At 74.2% G+C, this 20684-nt stretch carries 27 protein-coding genes; 12 read left to right on the top strand and 15 right to left on the bottom strand.

Annotated features, from left to right (window positions below; translation table 11 throughout):
* Window positions 1-17 precede the first annotated feature (17 nt).
* Both FHR36_RS24175 and FHR36_RS24170 read right to left on the bottom strand, forming a co-directional pair.
* Complete coding sequence (locus FHR36_RS24175) at window positions 18-1193, bottom strand: helix-turn-helix domain-containing protein (RefSeq protein ID WP_253800271.1); 1176 nt, start codon at window positions 1191-1193, stop codon at window positions 18-20.
* A gap of 143 nt (window positions 1194-1336) precedes the next feature.
* Window positions 1337-1753 carry a MarR family winged helix-turn-helix transcriptional regulator gene (locus FHR36_RS24170; protein ID WP_253800270.1) on the bottom strand — a complete coding sequence of 139 codons (417 nt, stop codon included), beginning with the start codon at window positions 1751-1753 and terminating at the stop codon, window positions 1337-1339.
* A 61-nt stretch (window positions 1754-1814) separates the two neighbouring features.
* On the opposite strand from FHR36_RS24170, the gene FHR36_RS24165 reads away from it, so the two are divergent.
* Entirely contained in the window at window positions 1815-2615 is an 801-nt protein-coding gene (locus FHR36_RS24165; RefSeq protein WP_253800269.1) for an alpha/beta fold hydrolase, read from the top strand.
* An 18-nt stretch (window positions 2616-2633) separates the two neighbouring features.
* Here the strand turns inward: FHR36_RS24165 and FHR36_RS24160 are convergent, their stop codons facing one another.
* Window positions 2634-3281: a TetR/AcrR family transcriptional regulator gene (locus tag FHR36_RS24160; RefSeq protein WP_253800268.1), complete on the bottom strand. Its 648-nt coding sequence runs from the start codon at window positions 3279-3281 to the stop codon at window positions 2634-2636.
* 109 nt (window positions 3282-3390) lie between these two features.
* On the opposite strand from FHR36_RS24160, the gene FHR36_RS24155 reads away from it, so the two are divergent.
* The 4 genes from FHR36_RS24155 to FHR36_RS24140 all read left to right on the top strand — a co-directional run bounded on the left by FHR36_RS24155 (window position 3391) and on the right by FHR36_RS24140 (window position 5838).
* Entirely contained in the window at window positions 3391-4089 is a 699-nt protein-coding gene (locus FHR36_RS24155; RefSeq protein ID WP_253800267.1) for a hypothetical protein, read from the top strand.
* Window positions 4090-4124: 35 nt separating this feature from the next.
* Window positions 4125-5276, top strand: a complete 1152-nt coding sequence (locus tag FHR36_RS24150) for a M20 family metallopeptidase (protein WP_253800266.1) — start codon at window positions 4125-4127, stop codon at window positions 5274-5276.
* Window positions 5277-5408: 132 nt separating this feature from the next.
* Window positions 5409-5627, top strand: coding sequence for a hypothetical protein (locus FHR36_RS24145; RefSeq protein WP_253800265.1), 219 nt, complete (start codon window positions 5409-5411; stop codon window positions 5625-5627).
* 7 nt (window positions 5628-5634) lie between these two features.
* Complete coding sequence (locus FHR36_RS24140; RefSeq protein WP_253800264.1) at window positions 5635-5838, top strand: cold-shock protein; 204 nt, start codon at window positions 5635-5637, stop codon at window positions 5836-5838.
* 92 nt (window positions 5839-5930) lie between these two features.
* Here the strand turns inward: FHR36_RS24140 and FHR36_RS24135 are convergent, their stop codons facing one another.
* On the bottom strand, window positions 5931-6356 hold the full coding sequence (locus tag FHR36_RS24135; RefSeq protein ID WP_253800263.1) for an organic hydroperoxide resistance protein: 426 nt from the start codon (window positions 6354-6356) through the stop codon (window positions 5931-5933).
* Window positions 6357-6472: 116 nt separating this feature from the next.
* Between FHR36_RS24135 and FHR36_RS24130 the strand changes: the two genes are divergently transcribed.
* Window positions 6473-7171 (top strand): alpha/beta fold hydrolase, encoded by a 699-nt coding sequence (locus tag FHR36_RS24130; protein WP_253800262.1) that lies wholly within the window; start codon window positions 6473-6475, stop codon window positions 7169-7171.
* 9 nt (window positions 7172-7180) lie between these two features.
* The gene (locus tag FHR36_RS24125; RefSeq protein WP_253800261.1) at window positions 7181-7861 is read left to right on the top strand and encodes a winged helix-turn-helix transcriptional regulator; all 681 of its coding nucleotides are present in this window, start codon (window positions 7181-7183) and stop codon (window positions 7859-7861) included.
* 78 nt (window positions 7862-7939) lie between these two features.
* Here FHR36_RS24125 and FHR36_RS24120 read toward each other — a convergent pair whose 3' ends face one another.
* A complete protein-coding gene (locus tag FHR36_RS24120; RefSeq protein WP_253800260.1) occupies window positions 7940-8632 on the bottom strand; it encodes an ester cyclase in 693 nt (230 codons plus the stop codon).
* 179 nt (window positions 8633-8811) lie between these two features.
* Here FHR36_RS24120 and FHR36_RS40015 point away from each other — a divergent pair, with 179 nt between their 5' ends.
* Window positions 8812-9213 carry a hypothetical protein gene (locus FHR36_RS40015; protein ID WP_308199630.1) on the top strand — a complete coding sequence of 134 codons (402 nt, stop codon included), beginning with the start codon at window positions 8812-8814 and terminating at the stop codon, window positions 9211-9213.
* An 85-nt stretch (window positions 9214-9298) separates the two neighbouring features.
* On the opposite strand, the gene FHR36_RS24110 is transcribed toward FHR36_RS40015, so the two are convergent.
* The 4 genes from FHR36_RS24110 to FHR36_RS39495 form a co-directional block, all read right to left on the bottom strand.
* On the bottom strand, window positions 9299-10048 hold the full coding sequence (locus FHR36_RS24110) for a hypothetical protein (protein ID WP_253800258.1): 750 nt from the start codon (window positions 10046-10048) through the stop codon (window positions 9299-9301).
* Between the two features lie 30 nt (window positions 10049-10078).
* Window positions 10079-10582: a sigma-70 family RNA polymerase sigma factor gene (locus FHR36_RS24105; protein ID WP_253800257.1), complete on the bottom strand. Its 504-nt coding sequence runs from the start codon at window positions 10580-10582 to the stop codon at window positions 10079-10081.
* A 78-nt stretch (window positions 10583-10660) separates the two neighbouring features.
* Complete coding sequence (locus FHR36_RS24100; protein ID WP_253800256.1) at window positions 10661-11230, bottom strand: DUF6328 family protein; 570 nt, start codon at window positions 11228-11230, stop codon at window positions 10661-10663.
* Window positions 11227-11358: a hypothetical protein gene (locus FHR36_RS39495; RefSeq protein ID WP_301330534.1), complete on the bottom strand. Its 132-nt coding sequence runs from the start codon at window positions 11356-11358 to the stop codon at window positions 11227-11229. The genes FHR36_RS24100 and FHR36_RS39495 overlap by 4 nt, the downstream gene beginning before the upstream one ends.
* 198 nt (window positions 11359-11556) lie before the next feature.
* Here FHR36_RS39495 and FHR36_RS24095 point away from each other — a divergent pair, with 198 nt between their 5' ends.
* Window positions 11557-12471, top strand: coding sequence for a hypothetical protein (locus FHR36_RS24095; RefSeq protein WP_253800255.1), 915 nt, complete (start codon window positions 11557-11559; stop codon window positions 12469-12471).
* 50 nt (window positions 12472-12521) lie between these two features.
* On the opposite strand, the gene FHR36_RS24085 is transcribed toward FHR36_RS24095, so the two are convergent.
* Together FHR36_RS24085 and FHR36_RS24080 are read right to left on the bottom strand one after the other, a co-directional pair.
* Window positions 12522-13721 (bottom strand): PP2C family protein-serine/threonine phosphatase, encoded by a 1200-nt coding sequence (locus FHR36_RS24085; RefSeq protein WP_253800254.1) that lies wholly within the window; start codon window positions 13719-13721, stop codon window positions 12522-12524.
* Window positions 13722-13759: 38 nt separating this feature from the next.
* Complete coding sequence (locus FHR36_RS24080; protein ID WP_253800253.1) at window positions 13760-14146, bottom strand: STAS domain-containing protein; 387 nt, start codon at window positions 14144-14146, stop codon at window positions 13760-13762.
* 311 nt (window positions 14147-14457) lie between these two features.
* Between FHR36_RS24080 and FHR36_RS24075 the strand changes: the two genes are divergently transcribed.
* Window positions 14458-14874 carry an SsgA family sporulation/cell division regulator gene (locus FHR36_RS24075; protein ID WP_253800252.1) on the top strand — a complete coding sequence of 139 codons (417 nt, stop codon included), beginning with the start codon at window positions 14458-14460 and terminating at the stop codon, window positions 14872-14874.
* Window positions 14875-14942: 68 nt separating this feature from the next.
* Window positions 14943-15920, top strand: a complete 978-nt coding sequence (locus FHR36_RS24070; RefSeq protein ID WP_253800251.1) for a helix-turn-helix transcriptional regulator — start codon at window positions 14943-14945, stop codon at window positions 15918-15920.
* A gap of 6 nt (window positions 15921-15926) precedes the next feature.
* Here FHR36_RS24070 and FHR36_RS24065 read toward each other — a convergent pair whose 3' ends face one another.
* The 4 genes from FHR36_RS24065 to FHR36_RS24050 form a co-directional block, all read right to left on the bottom strand.
* Complete coding sequence (locus tag FHR36_RS24065; RefSeq protein WP_253800250.1) at window positions 15927-16319, bottom strand: ACT domain-containing protein; 393 nt, start codon at window positions 16317-16319, stop codon at window positions 15927-15929.
* Window positions 16320-16458: 139 nt separating this feature from the next.
* A complete protein-coding gene (gene htpG, locus FHR36_RS24060; protein ID WP_253800249.1) occupies window positions 16459-18384 on the bottom strand; it encodes a molecular chaperone HtpG in 1926 nt (641 codons plus the stop codon).
* Between the two features lie 65 nt (window positions 18385-18449).
* Entirely contained in the window at window positions 18450-19547 is a 1098-nt protein-coding gene (locus FHR36_RS24055) for a carboxylate-amine ligase (RefSeq protein ID WP_253800248.1), read from the bottom strand.
* 53 nt (window positions 19548-19600) lie between these two features.
* The gene (locus FHR36_RS24050; RefSeq protein ID WP_253800247.1) at window positions 19601-20365 is read right to left on the bottom strand and encodes a nucleotidyltransferase domain-containing protein; all 765 of its coding nucleotides are present in this window, start codon (window positions 20363-20365) and stop codon (window positions 19601-19603) included.
* 142 nt (window positions 20366-20507) lie between these two features.
* On the opposite strand from FHR36_RS24050, the gene FHR36_RS24045 reads away from it, so the two are divergent.
* Window positions 20508-20684 (top strand): hypothetical protein, encoded by a 177-nt coding sequence (locus FHR36_RS24045; protein WP_253800246.1) that lies wholly within the window; start codon window positions 20508-20510, stop codon window positions 20682-20684.

The following is a 20684-nucleotide window of genomic DNA, read 5'->3' as shown; positions in this document are numbered from 1 at the left end:
GACGACCGCCGGTCACGTCACAGCCGGACGCCGAGCCGTTCGGCGGTCGGCGCCACCGTGCGGCCGGGCGCCGTCCGCAGCAGCTCGCCGACCAGGGGATGGGTGCGGACGACCGCCGCGCCCGCGCGGTCGGCGGCCAGCAGCTCACCGAGGCCGGCCGTCACCTCACCGGCCCGGAACTGCGCGCGGGCACGGTCGATGCCGTGCCGAGCCCGGCGCGCCGCCGGCAGCCCCGAGAGGTCGACGCCCTCGATCCGGGCCAACGCCCCCAGGTCCTCGCCGAGTTCGAGCGCGGCGTGGACGGTGTGCACGGCCCACTCGCCCACCCCGAAGCCGGTCCGGCCCGCGGTCACCGGGTCGGTGTGCGCGAGCGCCGCCGCGGCCTCGGCCAGATGCGCGGACGACTGCGCCTGCAGGCCGCGCCCGCCTTCCAGGACGGCCGCGACGAGGTGCAGGGTGCCCCACACCGCCCAGACCTGCGGATCCGCCCGGCCGAGCAGCGCATCCGTCGACGCCAACCCTGCCTCCAGACAGCCGGACGCCTCTGCCACCGCCCCCGTGCAGAGGGCCAGTTCGGCCTGCAACCAGAGCGCGGACGCCGACCTCGCCGGGTCGTCGAGCGCCGCCGCCAGGTGGCGCACCTCGGCCGCCGCCAGCGCCGCCAGGTCGTACGCACCGAGGCGCTTGACCAGCAGCGAAGTCTCGTGGAGGGCGTCGGCGAGCAGCCCGGCCGGCTCGACACCGGTCGGATCGTGGGCGGTCGCGCCGCGCAGGTCGTCCAGGAGGGCCGGAAGTTTTAGGGCGAGGTCGGCCCAGGCCGCACTGTCGCGGAGCCGGGACGCCGCCGCGAGGCGACGGCGCAGCGCCTCGATGGGAGGCGGGTCCGCGGTCGCCGGGACGGGGAGGCCGGAGCGCAGCAGGGCCCGGCGCAGGCCGGGAAGGGCCCGGTGGACCGGGCCGGCGACCCCGTCCTCCCGGCCGCAGGGCACGCCCAGCAGCTCACCGGGCGACACGCCCAGGGCGTCGGCGAGGGCGTCGACCATCGCCTGCCGGTCGATCCGCTGCCGGCCCGCCTCGGCGGCCCGGAGCCAGTCGGGGCTGCGCCCGACCGCCTCGGCGACCTCGCCCCGGGTCAGCCCGAGCGCCTCCCGCTGTCGCCCTGCGCGCTGTCCCACGCACAGCGTCACGTCCATCGCCACCTCGTCCGCGCGCCCACCCGGACGCCCCGGGCGGTGCACGCCACGGTAGGGCCGCCGACCGCGCTCCGGTCCGGACACGCCGGGCGCACCTCGCCGATGTTCCGGTGGTGCGGGACCGCCCGGTCGGGGTCACGGCATCAGTGGCCGTCGTTGCCGGTCAGGCGCTCCAGCAGGCCGAGCAGGGTGGTGCGGTCGGACTCCGGCAGGGTGGAGAAGCAGTCGGCGAGCACCTCGTCGGCGACCTTGTGCCCGGCGGCGAGGGTGTGCTCGCCGGCGGGGGTGAGGTGGTGCTCGATGCGCCGGCCGTGTCCGGGGCGGCGTTCGACGAGGCCCTGTTGGGTCAGGCGGCCGGCGAGCGTGCCGAAGGACTGCTCGGTCTGGAAGGTCGCCGCGGCGAGGGTGCGGGCCGATGCTCCGGGCGAGCGGCTGATGGCGCGCAGGGCGTCCCACTGGGCCAGGGTGGTGCCGACCGTCGCCAGGGCGGTGTCGAGCGCCCGGTGCTGCCGGTACTGCGCTTGCTTGATCGCCCTGCCGAGGGCCTGGTCTCGGTGCACGGGTCGAGTCTAACTCATGACTAAGCTGGCTTATATAAGGATGTTTAGTTATCCTCGGACCATGACCACAACACGCACCGCTCACGACGGCGACGACCTCGACCTCACCCTGTCCGAGGCAGGGACCGGCCGGCCGGTCCTGATCCTGCACGGAGGCGGAGGCCCGGCCACCGTCGCCGGCCTCGCCCGGCGCCTCTCCCGGACCGCACACACCATCACGCCCGTTCACCCGGGCTGGGACGGCACCCCCCGCCCCGACCGGCTCACCGGCATCGACGACCTCGCCGTCGCCTACCTCGACCACCTGCGCGAGCGCGGCCTGGACGACGTGCTGGTCGTCGGCTCCTCGCTCGGCGGCTGGACGGCCGCCGAGATGGCCGTCCGCGACACGACGGGAATCATCACCGGACTCGTCCTGATCGATGCCGTCGGCGTGCACATCGAGACGGAACCCATCACCGACGTCCTCGCCCTCGACGCCCGCGGCCTCGCGGAGCACTCCTGGCACGACCCCGACCGGTACTTCGTCGACCCGGCCCACCTCCCGGCCGACCAACTCGCCGCCCGGCAGGCCAACATGGCCACCATGCGGATCCTCGCCGCCGACCCCTACATGCACAACCCCGAGCTGCTCCACCGCCTGGGCCGGGTCGCCGTGCCCACCCTCCTGCTCTGGGGCGAGAGCGACCGCATCGTCACCCCCGCCTACGGTGCGGCGTACGCCGCCGCCTTCGCCGACGGCAGCTTCCAGGTCGTCCCCGGCGCGGGCCACCTCCCGCAGATCGAACAGCCCGACGCCACCCACGCCCTGATCGACGCCCACCTTCGTCGCACCGGCAGGACCGGCGTCGACCCCCGGTGACGGCCGGGGGCCGGGAGGTCAGCTGCCGGCCGCCGGCGGCCGGGCGAGCGTCGCGAAGCCGGCGCAGAGCAGGCGGATGCTCCGGGTGAACTTCTCGTCCTGGCTCAGCCGGGGGAACGTCGGCCCCATGAGCAGGGGGAAGCGCTCGCACAGCTCGGCGTGGACTTCGGCGGTCACGGGCGGGGGAGCGGCGGGCCCGTTCTGCTCCTGGAGGACGAAGCCGGTGATGTGGCTGAGGAGGGTGTCGGCGGCGATGCCGCAGTCGTCGGCGGGCAGGCCGGCGTCGACGAGGGTGCCGAGCAGGCGCTCCATCAGGGAGAGCGCGCCGGTGCTCAGCATGCCGGGGCTCTCGGCGAGGAGGCGGGCGCCGCCGGGGTGCTGTCCGATGCTCCGGCGCAGGCCGGCGGCCTGGGCGTGGATGCGGTCCGGCCAGTCGGCGGCGGGCGGGAGGGCGGCGAGGGCCTCGGTGCCGGCGTCGTACGCCTGGCGGCAGACCCGGTCGGCCATCAGGGCGAGCAACTCGTCCTTGCCGCGGACGTGGTAGTAGAGGCTGCCCGCGTGGGTGTCCAGCCGGTCGGCGACCTGACGCATTGACAGATGGTGGTAGCCGACCTCGGCGAAGACGGCCATCCCCGCGTCGACGATGCGCTCCCTGGTGAGCTTCACCCGCCCACCGTACAGCTCCGTCCAACACTGTTCGAATGCCGTGCTAGCTTGGCGCCGACGAGTTTTCGAACGGCGTTGGAAAACGCCGCAACCGGGGGGAGAACGGGCAATGGGGGCGATCGTCTTCAACGTGACCACGGCCGCGCTGATGGTCATGATGGTCAACTGCGGGCTCGGCGTGGTCGGCCGGGACACGCTGCGCGGGCGCCCGGTCCCGTGGACGGCGGTCGGCCTGACGGCGCTCGCCGTCGGCGGCGTCCTGCTCCAACTGGCCTGGCCCGGTGCGATGGACGCGCTCGACGCCGACCCGGCCAGGTCCGGCTGGTGGCGCGAATTCACCTCGGTGTTCCTGCAGAACGGCGGTCTCTTCGGCGGCCTGTGGAACCTCCTCACCCTCGCCGCCGTTGCCGCGCTCGCCGAGTGGCACTGGGGCGGCCGGATGGTCCCCGCGTTCTTCCTCGCCGGCATCGTGCTGCCCGGCCGCCTCGACACCGCGCTCGGCCTCGCCGACGGCCCCAGCACCGATCCGCGCAACTTCGCGGGCAGCTCCGGCGCCACCTACTTCCTCGGCGCCACCCTCGCCCTCGCCCTCCTCACCCGCACCCGGCTCCCGAAGGAGATCGCCCTGGCGGTCGGCGTCCCGGTGCTCGGCCTCGCGATGTGGCTCGCCCAGGACAACGGCCACGGGCTGGTGTCGGTGTACGGCTTCGTCCTCGGGGCGGTGGCGTGGGCGGTCCGGCGCCGGCGGGTCGGCCGACCGCGGTCCGGCGCCCCCGCCGGTGGTGCGGGTCGGCCGGACGGAGCGTGACGCGGCGGGCCCGCCAAGATCGATATCGTGGCGGCATGACGACGCACCAGGCCGGCCCCGTGAATGTCGACGCGATGCTCGAGGACCTGAGGACGCTGGTCGAGGTCGAGTCCCCGTCGCGTGACCTCGACGCCCTGACGGCGTCGGCGCAGGCGGTCGCCGGTGTGATCGAGAACCACCTCGGCGGGCGGGCCGAGCTCGTCGAGGGCGATGCCGGGCCGCACGTCCGCTGGTCCGGCGGTGGCGAGCCCCGGGTGCTGCTCCTCGGGCACCACGACACCGTGTTCCCGCTCGGTACGCTCGACCGCCGCCCGTTCGCGGTCGAGGGCGGGCGCGCCACCGGCCCCGGGGTCTTCGACATGCTGGGCGGTCTGGTGCAGGCCGTGCACGGGGTGGCGCTGCTCGACGACCGGTCGGGCGTCGAGATCCTGGTGACCGCCGACGAAGAGGTGGGCTCCGGCACCTCACGGGCCCTCATCGAGGAACGGGCCCTCGCCTGCGGCGCCGTCCTCGTCTTCGAGGGCGCGGCCGAGGGCGGGGCCGTGAAGACCGGCCGCAAGGGCTGCGGCACGTTCGAGGTCACCGTCACGGGCCGGGCGGCGCACGCGGGTCTCGAACCCGAAGCCGGCATCAACGCCCTGGTCGAGGCCGCACACCAGGTGCTGGACATCGCCGCGCTCGCACGCCCCGAGCTCGGCACCACCGTCGTTCCGACGGTCGCGTCGGCCGGGACCGGGGAGAACGTGGTGCCCGCCGGCGCGACCGTGGTCGTCGACGTCCGGGTCGAGACGGCCGAGGAGACGGAGCGGATCGAGTCCGCGTTCGCGGCGCTGACCCCGCACCTCGACGGCGCGCGGATCGCCGTCCGGGGAGCTGTCGGCCGGCCCCCCATGCCGGAGTCCGCCTCGGCCGAACTCTTCACGACGGCCAGGCAGTTGCTCCCCGGCCTCGAGGGCAGGTCGGTCGGCGGCGGGAGCGACGGCAACTTCACCGCCGCCCTCGGCGTGCCGACCCTCGACGGTCTGGGCGCGGTCGGCGGCGGCGCGCACGCCGACCACGAGTACCTGCTGGTCGACGCCATGGCCGAGCGGGCGCAGCTCGTCGCCGGCCTGGTGCGCGCGATCCGTACCCGGGTCGTACGCGCTCAGCCTCTGCCCGGGGAACACCGTGACGTGCGTCGGGGCTGACGAGGCGCCGCTGATCGCGTGCCGGGACGGGGCGACCCGGGCCGCTGCTCCGTTCGAGTGGCGGTCCGGTCGATGGTGGCGCGGTGCTGGTACCACTGAGGTGTGCCGCCCCGTCCAACGGAGGAGCCCTGCATGCCTCGAGGTGTCATCACCCGGTACGACCCGATGTCGGGTACCGGCGTCATCACGGCCGACGACGGCAGGACGTACCCCTTCCGGCTCGCCGACGTCGCCCCGGGCTCCCGCCCCCCGACGCGCGGCGGGGGAGCGGGCGCACCAGGTCCGGACGGCGCCGGCCGTGCCCTGGCCTTTCCCCGTCCGACGCACGACAACGACAACGACAAGGACTGAGCACGCCATGACCCAGGGAACGGTGAAGTGGTTCAACGCCGAGAAGGGCTTCGGCTTCATCGAGCAGGACGGGGGCGGTCCTGACGTCTTCGTCCACTTCAGCAACATCACGGGCGGCGGATTCCGCGAGCTCCAGGAGAACCAGCGGGTCGAGTTCGACGTGACCCAGGGCCAGAAGGGCCCGCAGGCGGAGAACGTCCGCGTGCTCTGATCCGCGCCCCCGCGACGGCCTCGCCGCCCGGCACCGGCACCCCGGTACCGGGCGGCGAGCGCTGTGCGGGCCCGGGGTCTCGGAGCCAGGTGTCAGAGCCGGGTGCCGTTGACCACCAGGGCCACGTCGACGTTCCCGTGGGTGGCGTTGGAGTACGGGCAGATCCGGTGGGCGGTCCTGACCAGGTCGACCGCCTGCTCGGTGGTGACCGAGGGCAGGGAGATCCGCAGTTCGACGCCGAGCGTGAAGCCGCCACCGCTCGGCCACAGCGAGACGGACGCGTCGATCCCGGCGTCGGACGCCGTGAGGTGCGCACGCCGGCCGACCAGGTCCAGCGTCGTGCCGAAGCAGGCCGCGTAGCCGATCGCGAAGAGCTGTTCCGGGTTGACGCCCTCGCCGTCGCCGCCCAGTTCCGCGGGCTGCCGCAGGGTCAGATCGAGCTGTCCGTCGGACGTGCGGCCGCGGCCGCTCCGGCCTCCGGCGACGTGTGCGTGCGCTGTGTAGAGCGCGTTGCCCATGGTGAATTCCCTCCCGTGACCGTCGACTTACTGAACTTCCTGATCTCGAAGCTTTCACTTCAAAAACAAGAAGTCAAGAGTCTAGGATCGAGATCCGACGACCACCGGGAGGACCGATGACCACGTTCGTACTCGTCCACGGCGCCTGGCACGGCCCATGGGCGTGGGACCGCGTCGTCCCCGCGCTGCACGCCGCCGGGGCCCGCACGCTTCTCCCCGACCTGAGCGCGCCCGGCGATCACGGACTGCACGACCACGCGGCGACGGTCGCCGCTGCCGTCGACGCCGTCCCCGAGGACGACGAACTCGTGCTGGTCGGCCACAGCTATGCCGGCCTGGTCGTCCGGCAGGCGGCGGACGCCCGACCCCGCTCCGTCGACCACGTCGTCCTCCTCGACGGCTGGGCCGGGCCCGACGGGTCGAGCCTGTTCGGTCTGGCCCCCGACGCCTTCGCCACGGCCGTGCGCGCGGCGGCGGCCGCGGTCGGGGACGGCCGGCTGATCCCGGCCCCGCCCCCGGCGGCGTTCGGCATCACCGACCCCGGCGACGCGGCGTGGCTGGCGCAGCGCCTGGTTCCCCAGCCGCTGCGCACCTTCGCCGAACCCACCCGGCTGGGCCGCGCGGTCGCCCGGATACCCGGCACCGCCGTCCACTGCCGGCCGCCGACCTACCCGTTCGAGCAGTTCGGCGCGGGCGTCGGCTACCGGACGCTTCCGCTGGACGGCCCGCACGATGTGATGCTCACCGACCCGGAGCGGCTCGCCCGGACGCTCCTGGGCATCCGCTCCTTCAGGAACGGGAAGCGTGAACCCTAGAATGACGAAGTGGACCAGCGAACGTACAACCAGTTCTGCGCGACCGCCCGGACCCTCGACCTGGTCGGTGAGCGCTGGACGCTGCTGCTGATCCGTGAACTCCTGACCGGCCCCAAGCGGTTCGGCGACCTGCAGGCCGGTCTGCGCGGCCTCGGGACCGGTCTGCTGGCCGCCCGCCTCAAGCACCTCGAACGCGAGGGCCTGGCCCAGAAGGTCACCCTTCCGCCGCCCGCCCGCACCCCGGCCTACGCCCTCACCGAGGCCGGCGAGGAACTCGGCCCCGCCGTCCTGGCACTCGCCCGGTGGGGCCTGAAGTGGGCCATGGGCGAACGGCGGGAGACCGAGACCTTCCACCCCGGCTGGGCCGTGCTCGGCCTGCGGGCCTGCTTCGACGCCGACGCCGGCACCGGGCTCCGCGCGGTCTACGAGTTCCGCATCGACGACGAGGTCTTCCACACCCGGATCGACGAGGGGACGATCGAGGCCCTGCACGGGCCGGCCCAGCACCCGGACGCGACCGTCACCATGGGCGAGGAGACCTTCGTCGCCCTCACCGCGCAGGAGCTGACGCTGGCCCGGGCGATCGAGACCGGGGCGGCGGCGGTGTCGGGCGACGCCGAGGCCCTGCGCCGCCTGACGAGCCTCTTCCGGCTCCCGGCCCCCGCCGCCCGCACCGGCACTGCCGTCTGACCACCGGTCACCGGTCACCGACGGGCGCGGGCCGCCCGGTCGCGGCCGGCAGGTCCGTACGGTTCTCGTACGGTCCCGTCAGCCCGGCATCATGCCGAGCTGGCGCATCATGGCGACGGCGTCCCAGCTCCACCAGCCCTCCTTGGCCATGCCGTCCTCGAAGCGCCAGATGGTCATGCCGGTGGACTCGGCGGTCCGGTGGGTGGCGGACATGCCCATGAACTCGCCGATGTGGGTGCCGCGCCACGTCCAGCGGGTGCACACCTGGTTACCCTCGGCGATCTGGCTGTCGATGGTGAAGGAGAAGTCGAAGGCGCGGCGGTAGTTCTCGATCATCTCCTTGACGGCGGCGGGGCCGACGACGTCCTGCTCCATCGTCGGGTCGTGGTCCCGGTAGTCCGCCGCGACCAGCTCGTCGATGGCGGACATGTCACCGGTCGGCGGGTCCACCAGCATCCGGCGCGCCGCGTTCTTGAGGAACTGGTCGTCGCGGACCAGGTCGAGGTTGGTGAAGGTGGGCGGCTCCTGGCACAGCGCCACCATCTCCTGGAAGATCCGGTCGGTCTCCGGCAGCCCGGAGTTGCGCATCGCCGCCTCGTAGGAGGGGAACTCGACGATCTCCACGACGTGCCGGGCGTCCTCCCGGTCCGCACCCACCATGCTGTGGGTGGCGGTCCGCTTGCCCTCGGTCATCTCGATCCAGCTGTCCATCAGCCGATTGAGCTCGTCCGGTCGCTCCGTGCGACATTCGACGATCTGGACAAAGGTCATCTCCGACCTCCTCGCCCCCTGGTTCCCAGCGTCCGCGACCGTGCCCCCTTCACTGTGCGCTCGCCCGGGACGGTCCGGCGACTCGGGTGGGCGCGGCGGACCACGGCCATGGCAGCGGCTCCTACCTCTCGACCGGGCGGACGGTGTCACCGACGCGGACCCGACCCGGACGGGTGGCGGTGGCCGTCACCGTCGAGGCGCAGGTTGTGGGCGGCCGAGCCGGCGGTCCTCGACGCGGCGTGCAGGCGGTCACCGGCCAGGCCGCGCGCGTCGACGGCGGACTCCTCCAGCGCTTCCCCGCCGGTGGATTTGACGGGGTATCGCCAGTTCCGTCCGACCGTGTCGAGCCTCGCACGACCGTCGGTCCGGGGCGGTTCGAAGATCAAGAAATCTGCCCGGAATCGGGCAGGCGTGGCGAGGTGAGGGAAGGCGTCGAACCGGGTAGACGTTCGGCAGGGTCCCCGGTGAACGAGGAGGTGACGGAGATGTCCGGCATCAAGGTGACCAAGCGTTTGACCCAGCCCCGCCCGCGGCCGCCGCTCGATCTGCGGACGCCGTCAGGTCGTCCCCTTCCGTACTGACTTGAGGTTCGGGGGGTCCGCTCGGGCCCGGACGAGAGCCGTTCGGCTCGTCCGGGCCTGACGGGTTTTCGGCATCGGCGCGGCGCTACCCGGCTCCGCCCTCCCAGCGGGGATCCAGGGCGACGGCCTTCAGCTCGTCCGGGGTGAGCACCGGCTTGCTCCGGGTCGCCGGGCCCCGGTCGGTCGGGGCGTTGTACGCGCTGACGACCACGCGGCGGCCGTCGGGGCGCAGCGTGTCCACGGTGGTGCACAGCACCGTGTCGTTCCCGTCGACCGACTGCTGGTACGACTTGACGACCGTTCCCCCGGGGAGGGTCACCGAGGTGCAGCCGACCGGCGCGCGGTCACAGTCCAGTTGGCCGTTCAGTTTCGCGGTCATGCCGCTCTGCACCGTGACCGCGACCAGTCCGGCGCCCCGCCCGTCGTCGAACAGCGCGGTCGCGTACTCGGGGCCGTCCTCCTTCCCCGCGGTCGCCTTTCCGCGGGTGGGCAGCATCGCGAGCAGCCGTGCCTGCAGCCGGTCCTGCGGCTGGTCCGGCAGCCGGGATGGTGGTGGTGCGGCGGTGGAGGCCGTCGGCGACGGCACGGGAGAGGCGGGCGACGGGGCCGCCGCGCCGCCACCGTGCAGCAGGACACCGCCCGCACCCAGCGCCACCACCGCCACCACCGCGCCGGTCAGCCGCACCGCGCGGGACCGGCGGCGCTGCCGTTCGCCGCGCTCGGTCGCCCGCCGCACCAGGTCGTGCGGCGGCGGCGCGAACCGGGCCAGCTCCTCGCCGAGCCTGCCGTGCATGGCCTGCTCGAACTCGTACTCCGTCTTCTCGTCCGGGGACACGGGATGACTCCGTTCTAGGCAGGTGTGGGGCTAGTCGGCCGAGAGCTCGGCCAGGTCCTCGCCGAGCAGGGCGCGCAGCCGGCGCAACGCCCGCAGGCTGCGGGTGCGGGCCGTGGCCGGCGGGATCCTGAGGATCCGCGCGGTCTCCTCGACCGACCGGTCCTCCCAGTAGCGCAGCACCAGCACGGCCCGGTCGGCGACCGGCAGCCGCGCCAGCCCGTCCAGCAGCGTCAGCCGCAGGTCGGCCCGGTCGGGGCGGGCCTCGGCCGAGTCGTCCAGCCGGTCGCTGACCCGCTCCCAGAAGCCGAGGCGCCGCCGCTGCGCGAGGTAGGTGCGGACCAGGACGGTGTGCGCGTACGCCACGGGCGGCTGGTCGTGGCTGATCCTCCGCCAGGACCGGTACATCTTCGCGAGCGTCTCCTGCACCAGGTCCTCGGCCCGATGCCAGTCGCCGGTGAGCAGGCACGCCGTACGGAACAGTCGGCCGCTGCTCGCGTGCGCGAACTCCACGTAATCCGCTGGTGCCTGTCCCACCGAGGTGTCCTCCCCTGTTCTTGCGTCACCCTCCTCACATGCGGTGGTGTGCGTGCTGCGTTCCCACTGTGCTCCATGTCACAGTCGCGGAGGGCGCCGCTCGTCCCGGTCGGCGCGCGGTCGGGTGCGGCTGCGCAGGAGGTGGCGCGGCAGCAGCAGCCAGCAGGTGGCGAACCAGAGCAGGACGGCCCCGGTGAGGACCCACGCCACCGGGGAGCCGCCGGTCGCGGTCCGCAGCAGGAGCAGCAGCGCCGCCGCGAGGGTGAGCGCGAGCAGCACCAGGCCGGTGACCACCAGACGGGCGGCGACGTGGACGAGTTCGGGCTTCAGACCGCGGCCGGCCAGGAACCGGTGGATGGCCACCGGCGCGATCAGCGCCCCGGTGGCGGCCGCGCCGAACAGAACGGTGACCACGTACAGGTGCCGGTCGAATTCCGACAGGCTGCCGAACCGGTCGGTGAAGACGACGCTGAGGAGGAAGCCGAACAGGATCTGCGCGCCGGTCTGGCAGACCCGGACCTCCTGGAGGATGTCGCCCCAGAGCCGGTCGGCGCGCTCCTCGGGCGTCTCGTGGCGCCCCGGGTCGGATCTCTCCCGGTCCGCTCCCGTGTTTCGCGGGCCCGGGCGGACGGGACGGGAGGAGGTCACGGCAGCGCGCCCGGGTGCAGGCGGGTGGGTCGGCCGGTCCCGACGGCGGCCGGCGGCCGGGCCGCGCCCGCGGCGTGCGTCCCCGCGACGCCGGGCAGGGTGACCGTGTGGCGCAGTGGCTTGTTCATGGTCGTGCCCTTCTCCTGGCATCCCTCCGGCATCCCGGCCGGCAGCGGGCGCCTACCCGGGGCACCGCCGTTTACCCGCCCTGCACACGGGTGCCGTGATCGGCCGGCGCGGATCTGCCGGGTGGCGCAGCACCGGGTGCGGGGCGGGCCGGGAGGTGAGCGAATCGCCGGAGGAGGCCGGGCCGGGAGGAGGCGCGCGTGGGCGGGTTCGACGAGGTCGCCGATCGGCTGTACGCCCTGTCGCCCCGGGCGTTCACGGCGGCGCGGGACGAGGCGGCGGCCCGCGCGCGCAGCGAGGGGGACCGGGAGCTCGCCGCCCGGATCAAGGCGCTGCGACGGCCGACGCTGTCCGCGTTCGCGGTCAACCGGCTGGTGCGGAGCCGTCCCGACGAGGTCGAGCCGCTGGCCGATCTCGGGCGGGCGCTGCGGGAGGCGCAGGCGCAGCTGTCCGGGCCGGTGCTGCGGGAGCTGTCGGGGCAGCGGCACCGGGTCGTCGCCGCGCTGACCGAGCAGGCGCGACGCGCCGCCGCGGAGGCGGGTGAGCGGCTCGCGGAGGCCCAGCTGCGCGAGGTCGAGCAGACCCTCCGGGCGGCACTGGCGAGTGAGGACGCGGCGGCGGCGCTGGCGGGTGGACGCCTGATCGTGGCGCTGGAGGAGACGAGCGACCTGCCGGCGGGAGAGACCGCTCCGCCCGGGAAACCGGAGACTGCCCCCGCGCCGAAGCCGAAGACAGAGCCGAAGACGAAGGCGAAGTGGGCGGCGGCCCTGAAGGAACTGCGTGGCCGGGTGGCGCAGGCCGAGGCCGCGCTCGCGACGGCCACCGGCGAGCAGCGGGAGGCCGACCGGGCGGCGCAGCGGCTGGCGGACCAGGTCGAGCGGCTGGCCGGCGAGAGCGGAGCGGCGGGAGACCGCGTCGACCGGGCCCGGACGGCCCTGGAACGGGCGGAGGGCCGTCTCCAGGCCGCCCGCGAGGCCGAGCGGGCGCGACGGGACGAGCACGGGACGGCCCGCCGTCGGGCAGCCGAGGCCGAGGAGGCCACGGAGGAGGCCCGGACGGAGTTGGATCGCTCACGGGCGCGGCTCGCGGAGGCGGAGCGGGACGACGAGGGCTGACCGTCGGGCTCGTGGGAGGGGGAACGGCACGGCGGGGACCGGCGGCCCGCTCAGCCGCCCGGGCGCGGCGGGTGCCACTCGGCGAGCACGATGGTCGCGTCGTCGCGCAGCCGGTGGGCCTGGTGGTCCATCAGGCCGTGGATCAGGCGGCGCAGCGCCTCGGGCGCCGGATCGCCGGTCGCCATGTGCTGGACGATGGTGTCCACCAGGCGCTGCTCGCCGAAGAGTTCACCGCCGGCCGAGCGGGCCTCGGTCACTCCGTCGGTGTAGATGAGCAGCCGGTCGCCGGGCTGGAGCCGGGCGCGGTGGGTGGCCGCCAGGTCACCGTCGTACAGGCCGAAACCCAGCGGCAGCTGGGAGCGGCGGCGCAGCGCGTCCGGCAGCACGTGGCCGTCCCTGATCAGCAGCGGCGGCGGGTGCCCGCAGTTCACCCAGGCCAGCTCGCCGGTCGCGATGTCCAGATCGGCGACGACGGCGGTCAGCAGCCGGTCGGGGATCCACTCGGCGAGGGTGCGGTCGATGGTGGCGGCGATGTCCGCCAGGCTGCCGCCGGACCGGCGGGTCGAACGGCAGGCCGCCAGGGCGACCGCGCTGGTCCCGCCGGAGGCCAGGTCGTGCCCCATCGCGTCGAACACCGAGAGGTGCAGCACTCCGCCGGCCAGGCTGTGGTCGAAGGCGTCGCCGCCCACGTCGTACGCGGGCTCCATCACGGCACTCGAGGTCACCGTGCGGGTACCGATGGTGCGCGGCGGCAGGAACGCCCACAGCAGTTCGGCCTGCAGGCTCATCGGCATCCGCCGGGTGGTGCGGACGATGAGGTCGCCGTACGAGGCCCGGGAGACGATCAGCAGGGCGACCAGGCCGGCCAGGGCCTCGCAGTGGCTCTGTGTCTCCTCGTCGAGCGCCGGCGCCTCCACCCGCAGGGCCCCGATCCGCTCCACGCCGTCGACCAGCGGGAACCAGCCCACGGCCGGCGGGCCGGCGATGGTCTGGGTCCGCTCCAGCCGGTAGGCGCGGCCGCCGAGCGAGCCCTCGACCGCCACCGTGCGGCGCCGGACCTCCGGGTCGGGGTCCGGCAGCGGAACCAGCCGGTGCTGCTGCAGGTCGGCCAGGTACACCCAGGCCCGGGACAGGCCCAGGTCCACGGCCGCCTCCTGCACCAGGTCCGGGACCTCGCGCGGACCGCCCGTCCGGGCCCGCTCCATCGCCCGGGCCAGGACCCGCCCCAGGGCCACGTCGTCGCCGGTCACCGAGCCCACCTCCTCGCGGGAGTCTGTCGCAGGCGCGTCTACCCAGTGACCGGGCCGGCAGTCGGCGCCGCAGGGCTCGGACGGTCGGGACGGGCCGGTGGGGGAGCCATCCGGAAGACCGCGTCGGTGCCGGTGAGGGCGAGCAGCCGGGCCAGCTGCGCACTGGGGCCGGCGAGCCGGAAGGCGGTCGCCCCGTCCAACGCGGCCTTGCGGGCCCGCAGCAGCTCGTTGAGGCCGGCGGAGGAGCAGAACTCCAGCCGCGAGCAGTCCACCACCAGCACCAGCGGGACGGGCTCATCGGTGAGCGCCCGGTGCAGGGCCCCGGCCAGCACCCCCGCGGTGTCGAAGTCGGCCTCCCCGTCGAGGGCGAGCAGCCGTACGCCGGACGGGGCGGTGCGGCGGTCGACCCGCAGCGCGACGGTCATGGCGCTCTCCTTCCGGGTCTCCGCGGCGCCGGCGCGGCCGCGTCCCTCGACCGTGTCGTCTCCGGCCGCCCCGCGCTGCTCCGTGAGCGAAGGCCGTCGCGCGGCGCTGTCCGCACAACGAAGTCCGAGCCGGTACGGGCCGATCCGCCGCCCGCTCGCGCGAAGGGATCGTGAAGGTCCGCCGTCAAGGGCAGGGGGATTGTGGAGATTCGGCAGGTGTCGTCTGGCGTGCCGGGGCCGGGGTAGTCGCGGTTCGTGCACGTCGCCCCGCCGGGGCGCCCCGCCGTCGCAGAAAGGGTGATCCGATGCCGATGTCCACCGTTCAGCCGATGCCCGTCACCTTCCCGGACAGCCCCCTGCCCGACGTCAGCATCGACGCGGAGCTGCGCTTCGACACCAGCCGTCCCTACGCCGCCTGCCTGTCGTTCCCGCTGTCGGACTGCGGGTGCACCGAGGACCAGCTGCAGGTGTGCTGGTACTTCAGCCGCGACCTGCTGAACGAGGGACGGCACGCCCCGGCGGGCAGCGGCGACGTCCAGGTGGGTCCGGGCGCCCCGGGCGAGGTCCGGATCACCCTGCTGGGCCCGACCGGACGGGCCGTGGTCAGCGCCCCGACCGACCTGGTCGCGGCCTTCCTCGCCGACTGCTTCGCCCTGGTGCCCGCCGGTTCGGAGTCCGAGCACCTCGACATCGACGCCACCCTCGACCGCATCCTCGAAGCGGGCTGAGCCCTGCCGCGGCGCCCGCCGGGGGCCGCCGACCCGGATTCTCGCCCGCCATCGTCCTATGCTGGTCGGTGCTTCCGGTTCGGATCGCGGCGGTGGTGGTGATGGTCGAGTCCCTGCAGTTCGAGAGCGCCAGCCTCGGGGAGACGGAGGAGTTCCTGTCGGCCGCCTACACGCCGATGCGGATCGGCGGTCCGGTGGAGGACGCCCGGGTCCGCATCAGCCGCCGTGCGGTCGGCCCGGTCAGCGTCGACCGGCTCGCCTTCGGCTACCGCATGGGGTACGACGCCGCCAGTCTCGGCCGGGTCTGCCTGGTCAGCCTGCACGCCGGCACCCTCGTCGACCGCACCGACGGGCGCGAGGAGGTCTACGGCCCCGGCGAGACCTTCCTGGTCGCCCTGGCCGACCGTCCGTACCGCGGCGAGGTCCGCTCGGCCCGCTACACCATCGCCATGTTCGACACCGACCTGCTCGGCGCGGTCACACCCGCCGAGGCGGCCCGCGGCCCGCTGCGGCTGACCGGACAACGGGCCGTCAGCGCCGGCGCCAACCGCCACCTCGGCGCCGCCGTCGCCTACCTGCGCGACGACGTGCTCGGCAACCCGGCGGCCTGCGAGAGCGAACTTGTCGTCTCCACCGCGGCCCGGCACCTGGCCGCCGCCACCCTGGCCGCCCTCCCGCACACCGCGGCCACCGCGCCCGTCCCCGCCGACACCCGCGACGCCACCCCGGAGACGCTGCGCCGGGCCGTCGCGTACATCGAGGCCAACGCGGACCGGGACATCTCGCTGGCGGACATCGCCCGGGCCGCCCACGTCACCCCACGGGCGCTGCAGTACGCGTTCCGGCGCCACCGCGGCACCACACCGCTGAACCACCTGCGCGCCGTCCGCCTCGACGCCGCCCACCGCGACCTGCTGGTCGCCGACCCGCGCACCACCACGGTCACCGACATCGCCATGCGCTGGGGCTTCGCCCACCCGGGCCGCTTCGCCGGCCTCTACCGCGACGCATACCGGACCTCGCCCAGCAGCACGCTCAACCGGTAGGCGCGGCTACCCGGCCGGCGGAGCGGCGGCGACCAGGTGGCCGGCGGCGCGCAGTGCGGCCGCCGCCCGGGCGAGCTGCCCGGCGGGTACCAGGACCAGGTCGGCGTGGAACGTGGAGGCGACGAAGACCGGGATCCCGCCGGCGGCGAGCGGGGTGAGCACGGCGGCGAGCATGCCGGGCAGGTCGAGCGCGTGGGCCGTGTCGCCGCTGTAGAGGGCCGACCACCGCTCCCGGTCGGCGCCGTCCTCGGGACGGGCCGGGCGGACGACGGTGAGGCCCTCGGGCGCGCGGACCAGGGCCAGCCACTCGCCCGCCGGTGGCCGCGGCTCCCCGGCGAGGTGCTCGACGACCAGGTCGCCGGGGAGGACGCGCAGCTGCTGGGCAACGGGATAGCTCATCGGGGCAGGATAGTGCCGCGTCGGGCGACCTTTGCCCCGTCGACGGGGCAAAGGTCGCCCGACGCGGCACTGGACGGCCCGACGCTCCCGAGGCCACCGCCGCCCCTTGGGTCGGGGCGCGGCGGTGCCGGACCGGTCGTCAGAGGGTGCGGGTCAGGCGGTCGGTGAGCAGACGGGTGAAGCGGGCAGGGTCGGCGAGTTCGCCACCCTCGGCGAGCAGGGCGCTGCCGTAGACCAGTTCGGCGATCTCCTTCAGCGCCGGGTCGTCGGCGTTCGCGCGGTGGGCCGACTGCAGGGCGGTGATCAGCGGGTGCGTGGGGTTGAGCTCCAGGATCCGCTTCACCGGCGGGAGCTCCTGGCCCATTGCCCGGTACATCTTCTCCAGGGTGGGCGTCATGTCGTGGGCGTCGCCGACGATGCAGGCCGCCGAGGTGGTCAGCCGGGAGGAGAGGCGGACCTGCTTCACCTGCTCGGTCAGCGCGGTGGTCAGCCACTGGAGCAGCGCGGCGAAGTCCTGCTCGCGCTCGGCCTTCTCGGCGTCGGCCGCCCCCTCGCCGTCGGTGCACCCGTCCAGGTCGACCTGCCCCTTGGCGATGGACTGCAGCCGGTGCCCGTCGAAGCCGGGAACGCGCTCGACCCAGACCTCGTCCACCGGGTCGGTGAGGATCAGCACCTCGTACCCCTTGGCGGCGAACGCCTCCATGTGCGGGGAGTTCTCCACCATCGCGCGGTTCTCGCCGGTCAGGTAGTAGACGGTGTCCTGGCCGTCCTTCATCCGCCCGACGTACTCGCGCAGGGTGGTGGGCTTCTCCGGGTCGTGGGTGGACGCCACCGACACCAGCTCCAGCAGGGCCTCGGTCTGCTCGCCGTCCTCGACCAGGCCCTCCTTCAGCACCCGACCGAACTGGGACCACACGGTGGCGTAACGCTCGGCGTCGCCCGCCTGCATCTCCTTGAGTGCGCCGAGCACCTTCTTGACCAGCCGGCGGCGCACGCCGCGGATCTGGCGGTCCTGCTGCAGGATCTCGCGGGAGATGTTCAGCGACAGGTCGTGCGCGTCCACCACGCCCTTGACGAAGCGCAGGTAGTCCGGCATCAGCGCTTCGCAGTCGTCCATGATGAACACCCGCTTGACGTACAGCTGAACGCCGCTGCGGGTGTCCCGGGCGAACAGGTCGAGCGGGGCCTGCGCGGGGACGAACAGCAGCGCCTCGTACTCGAAGGTGCCCTCGGCGCGCATGTGGACGGTCGCCGCCGGGTCGACCCAGTCGTGGGTGATCTGCCGGTAGAACTCGTGGTACTCGGCCTCGGTCACCTCGCTGCGCGGCCGGGCCCACAGCGCCTTCATCGAGTTCAGCGTGTCGACGGTGGACGTGGTGGTGCCGTCGGCGTCGGTGCGCTCGGTGGCCATCCGGATCGGCCAGCGGATGAAGTCCGAGTACTGCTTGACGATCTGGCGGATCTTCCACTCGGACAGGTAGTCGGCCGAGTTGTCGTCGTCGGCGGACTGGTCGGCGGCCTTGAGGTGCAGGGTGACCGAGGTGCCCACCGGCAGCCCGTCCACGGCCTGGACGTCGTACGTCCCCTCGCCGTCGGACTCCCAGCGGGTGCCCGCTTCGGTGCCGGCCCGCCGGGTCAGCAGGGTGACCCTGTCGGCGACCATGAACGCGGAGTAGAAGCCGACGCCGAACTGCCCGATCAGGTTCTGCGCGGCGGCGGCGTCCTCGGTCGCCCGGAGCTTCTCCAGCAGGCCAGCGGTACCGGACTTGGCGATGGTGCCGATCAGCTCGACGAGGTCGTCCCGGCTCATGCCGATGCCGTTGTCGCGGACGGTCAGCGTCCGGGCGTCCCGGTCGACCTCCAGCGCGATGTGCAGGTCGGAGGTGTCGACGCCGAGGTCGGAGTCGGTCAGCGACTCCAGCCGCAACTTGTCCAGCGCGTCGGAGGAGTTGGAGATCAGCTCGCGCAGGAAGATGTCCTTGTTCGAGTAGATCGAGTGGATCACCAGCCGGAGCAACTGCCTGGTCTCGGCCTGGAATTCCAACGTCTCGACACTGCCGCTCACTGAGGCGTCCCCTTGTCCGTGCGGATCATCCGGTCCAGGACATGGTAGGACGCGGAGTGCCGCGCTCAGGCGGATTGGATCCCCACGGCCTCGCCGGTGATCAGCCCGATCAGCCCGGACCGTCCGCGGCGCCGCACCTCCCGCCGCTGGCGGACCGCGCCGTTGCCCTCGGTGTGCAGACGCTCCAGCAGCCGCGCCGTCGACCGATCGTCGCCCGTGGCGCGCAGGGGCGCGTCGAGATGGGTCAGCAGTCCGTCGGTCACCTCACGGGCGGAGCGGAGCCGGCCGGTGAGCGGGTCGTGCAGCCGCCCGGCCGCGCCGTGGCGGGCGGCGTGCCAGGCGGTGGCACGCAGGAACTCGGGCGGGTCGCCCTCGGCGGACGGCGGCTGCTCGAGGGTGCGAGTGGCCAGGGCGCGGACCGGGCCGACCAGCAGCACCGCCTCGTCCACCCGCAGTTGGACGTCCATCGCCCGCACCTCGACCGTCGGGTACCGCTCGGACAGGCGCGCGTGCCAGTACACCTGGCCGGAGTCGTCGATCAGGCCGGTCTCCACCAGCCGCCGGACGCGCCGGTCGTAGTCCGCAGCGTCCGCGAAGTGCGGCGGCAGCCCGGCCACCGGCCAGCGGTCGAAGACGACCGTGCGCCAGCTGGCGAAGCCCGTGTCGCGGCCGCGCCAGAGCGGCGAGTCGGCGGACAGCGCGGTGAGGACCGGAAGCCACGGGCGCAGCCCGTCGAGCACCGCGACGCCCGCCCCGCGGTCCGGGACGCCGACGTGGACGTGCATGCCGTCGATCAGCTGCTCGTCGGCGAGCACGGCGGCCTGCCGGCGCATCCGCCGGAAGCGCGGCGTCGGGGTGACCGGTACCGGCAGCCGGTCGGTGAACGGCGCGGACCCGGTGGCGGCCAGCCGGCAGCCGCACGCCTCGGCGGCCTGGGCCAGGGTGTGGCGCAGCCGCAGCAGGTGGCCGCCGACCTCGTCCAGCGAGTGGCAGACCGGGGTGGCGACCTCCAGTTGGGCCTGGCTGATCTCGCGCTGGACCTCCTCGTCGCCGGGGGCGGGCTGGAACCCTGCCGCGGCCTGCACCCGGGCGGCGCGAGTGACGGGCACACCGGTGGCCGGATCGATGAGGAGGTACTCCTCCTCCACGCCGATGGTGAGCACGCCCGGCGGCTACCCCGGTGCTCCCGGCGCCAATCGGCGTCCGGGCGAGCCGTTCAGCTGCCGCCGGCGCGGTGCTCGGCGACGAGTTTGTCGATGGCGGGGCCGAGGTAGCCGCGGGTCAGCTCGGCGCGGCGCCGGCGCCACGCGTCGGAGGCTGGTCGTGGATCGCCGTAGCGGCGCTGCCGGATGTCCTCGACCAGTTCGGCCGGCGCGCCCGCCCCGGTCAGCACGTCCAGCGCCTCGGCCTTGGTGATCAGACGCCCGGTCCGCAGCGTGGTGCCCGCCCGGGCCAGGGTCAGCAGGCCGAGGTCGATCCAGATCTCGCGCAGCCACCACTCCGGGTGGTCGAGGGCGGGACGCCAGAAGCAGGCCAGGTCCTCGACGACGAAGGCGGCCAGCTGGTCCGCGGTCACCGGTGGCAGGAGCCCGGCGGGCGGCTGCCCGTACCGGACGCGTCCGAACTCGTGCAGCTCGCGCCGGGTCACCGGGGTGATCGGGCGGCGCAGCAGCTCCTGGTGCGCCCAGGCCGGGTGGGGCCGGGCCGGGTCGTCCAGCTCCGCCACCGCCGGGTAGCCGCAGTGCAGTTGGGCGCCGAGCGGGTCGGTTCGGACCAGCCGCTCGTGCAGGCCGCTCAGGCGTTCCTGCTCGGCAGGGGTGCACGGACGGGCGAGGACGGCGATCAGGTCGAGGTCGCTGCGGCCCGGCCGGTAGTCGCCACCGGCGAGCGAACCGTGGGCCCACAGCGCGACCAGCGGGACGGCCGACCCGAGGGCGTCGACGAACCGGGTGAGGAGCTGCTCGGTCGCTTCGTCGGGCATGCGGTCAGTATGGACCCGCGCGGCGGCGGCCACGGCTGAAATGTCCCCACGCGGGCCCGAGGCCGTCGGCCCGTCGGCCGCCGGGCCGCAGTAGCCTTGGAGGTTCGCTGACGAACATGCGAGCGAGAGGAACGTGGTGGCCGTGCAGGGAAAGAATCGGGACCTGTCCACACTGTCGGAGACCATCGAACCGGCCCCGCAGACGGTCGACGAGGCCATCGCGGTGCGGGCGCGCGCGGTGGTGGCCGCCCACGCACGCGACGGGGACGACCAGCGGCTGCTGCTGGCCCTGCTCGGCCTCGCCCCGACAGCGGAGTAG

The sequence above is a fragment of the Kitasatospora cinereorecta genome, from assembly GCF_024172095.1.
Classification (GTDB): domain Bacteria; phylum Actinomycetota; class Actinomycetes; order Streptomycetales; family Streptomycetaceae; genus Kitasatospora; species Kitasatospora cinereorecta.
The sequence above is the reverse complement of the archived record's forward strand: the minus strand, read 5'-3'. Positions and strand labels throughout refer to the sequence as shown.

Excerpts from the sequence above, each read along its gene's own strand:
- FHR36_RS24150 (WP_253800266.1), top strand. The coding sequence starts at position 4,125 with ATGACGACGCACCAGGCCGGCCCCGTGAATGTCGACGCGATGCTCGAG.
- FHR36_RS39495 (WP_301330534.1), bottom strand. The coding sequence starts at position 11,358 with ATGAACAAGCCACTGCGCCACACGGTCACCCTGCCCGGCGTCGCGGGG.
- FHR36_RS24135 (WP_253800263.1), bottom strand. The coding sequence starts at position 6,356 with ATGGGCAACGCGCTCTACACAGCGCACGCACACGTCGCCGGAGGCCGG.
- FHR36_RS24145 (WP_253800265.1), top strand. The coding sequence starts at position 5,409 with ATGCCTCGAGGTGTCATCACCCGGTACGACCCGATGTCGGGTACCGGC.
- FHR36_RS24130 (WP_253800262.1), top strand. The coding sequence starts at position 6,473 with ATGACCACGTTCGTACTCGTCCACGGCGCCTGGCACGGCCCATGGGCG.
- FHR36_RS24155 (WP_253800267.1), top strand. The coding sequence starts at position 3,391 with ATGGGGGCGATCGTCTTCAACGTGACCACGGCCGCGCTGATGGTCATG.
- FHR36_RS24080 (WP_253800253.1), bottom strand. The coding sequence starts at position 14,146 with ATGACCGTCGCGCTGCGGGTCGACCGCCGCACCGCCCCGTCCGGCGTA.
- FHR36_RS24065 (WP_253800250.1), bottom strand. The coding sequence starts at position 16,319 with ATGAGCTATCCCGTTGCCCAGCAGCTGCGCGTCCTCCCCGGCGACCTG.
- FHR36_RS24165 (WP_253800269.1), top strand. The coding sequence starts at position 1,815 with ATGACCACAACACGCACCGCTCACGACGGCGACGACCTCGACCTCACC.
- FHR36_RS24140 (WP_253800264.1), top strand. The coding sequence starts at position 5,635 with ATGACCCAGGGAACGGTGAAGTGGTTCAACGCCGAGAAGGGCTTCGGC.
- FHR36_RS24175 (WP_253800271.1), bottom strand. The coding sequence starts at position 1,193 with ATGGACGTGACGCTGTGCGTGGGACAGCGCGCAGGGCGACAGCGGGAG.
- FHR36_RS24050 (WP_253800247.1), bottom strand. The coding sequence starts at position 20,365 with ATGCCCGACGAAGCGACCGAGCAGCTCCTCACCCGGTTCGTCGACGCC.
- FHR36_RS24120 (WP_253800260.1), bottom strand. The coding sequence starts at position 8,632 with ATGACCTTTGTCCAGATCGTCGAATGTCGCACGGAGCGACCGGACGAG.
- FHR36_RS24075 (WP_253800252.1), top strand. The coding sequence starts at position 14,458 with ATGTCCACCGTTCAGCCGATGCCCGTCACCTTCCCGGACAGCCCCCTG.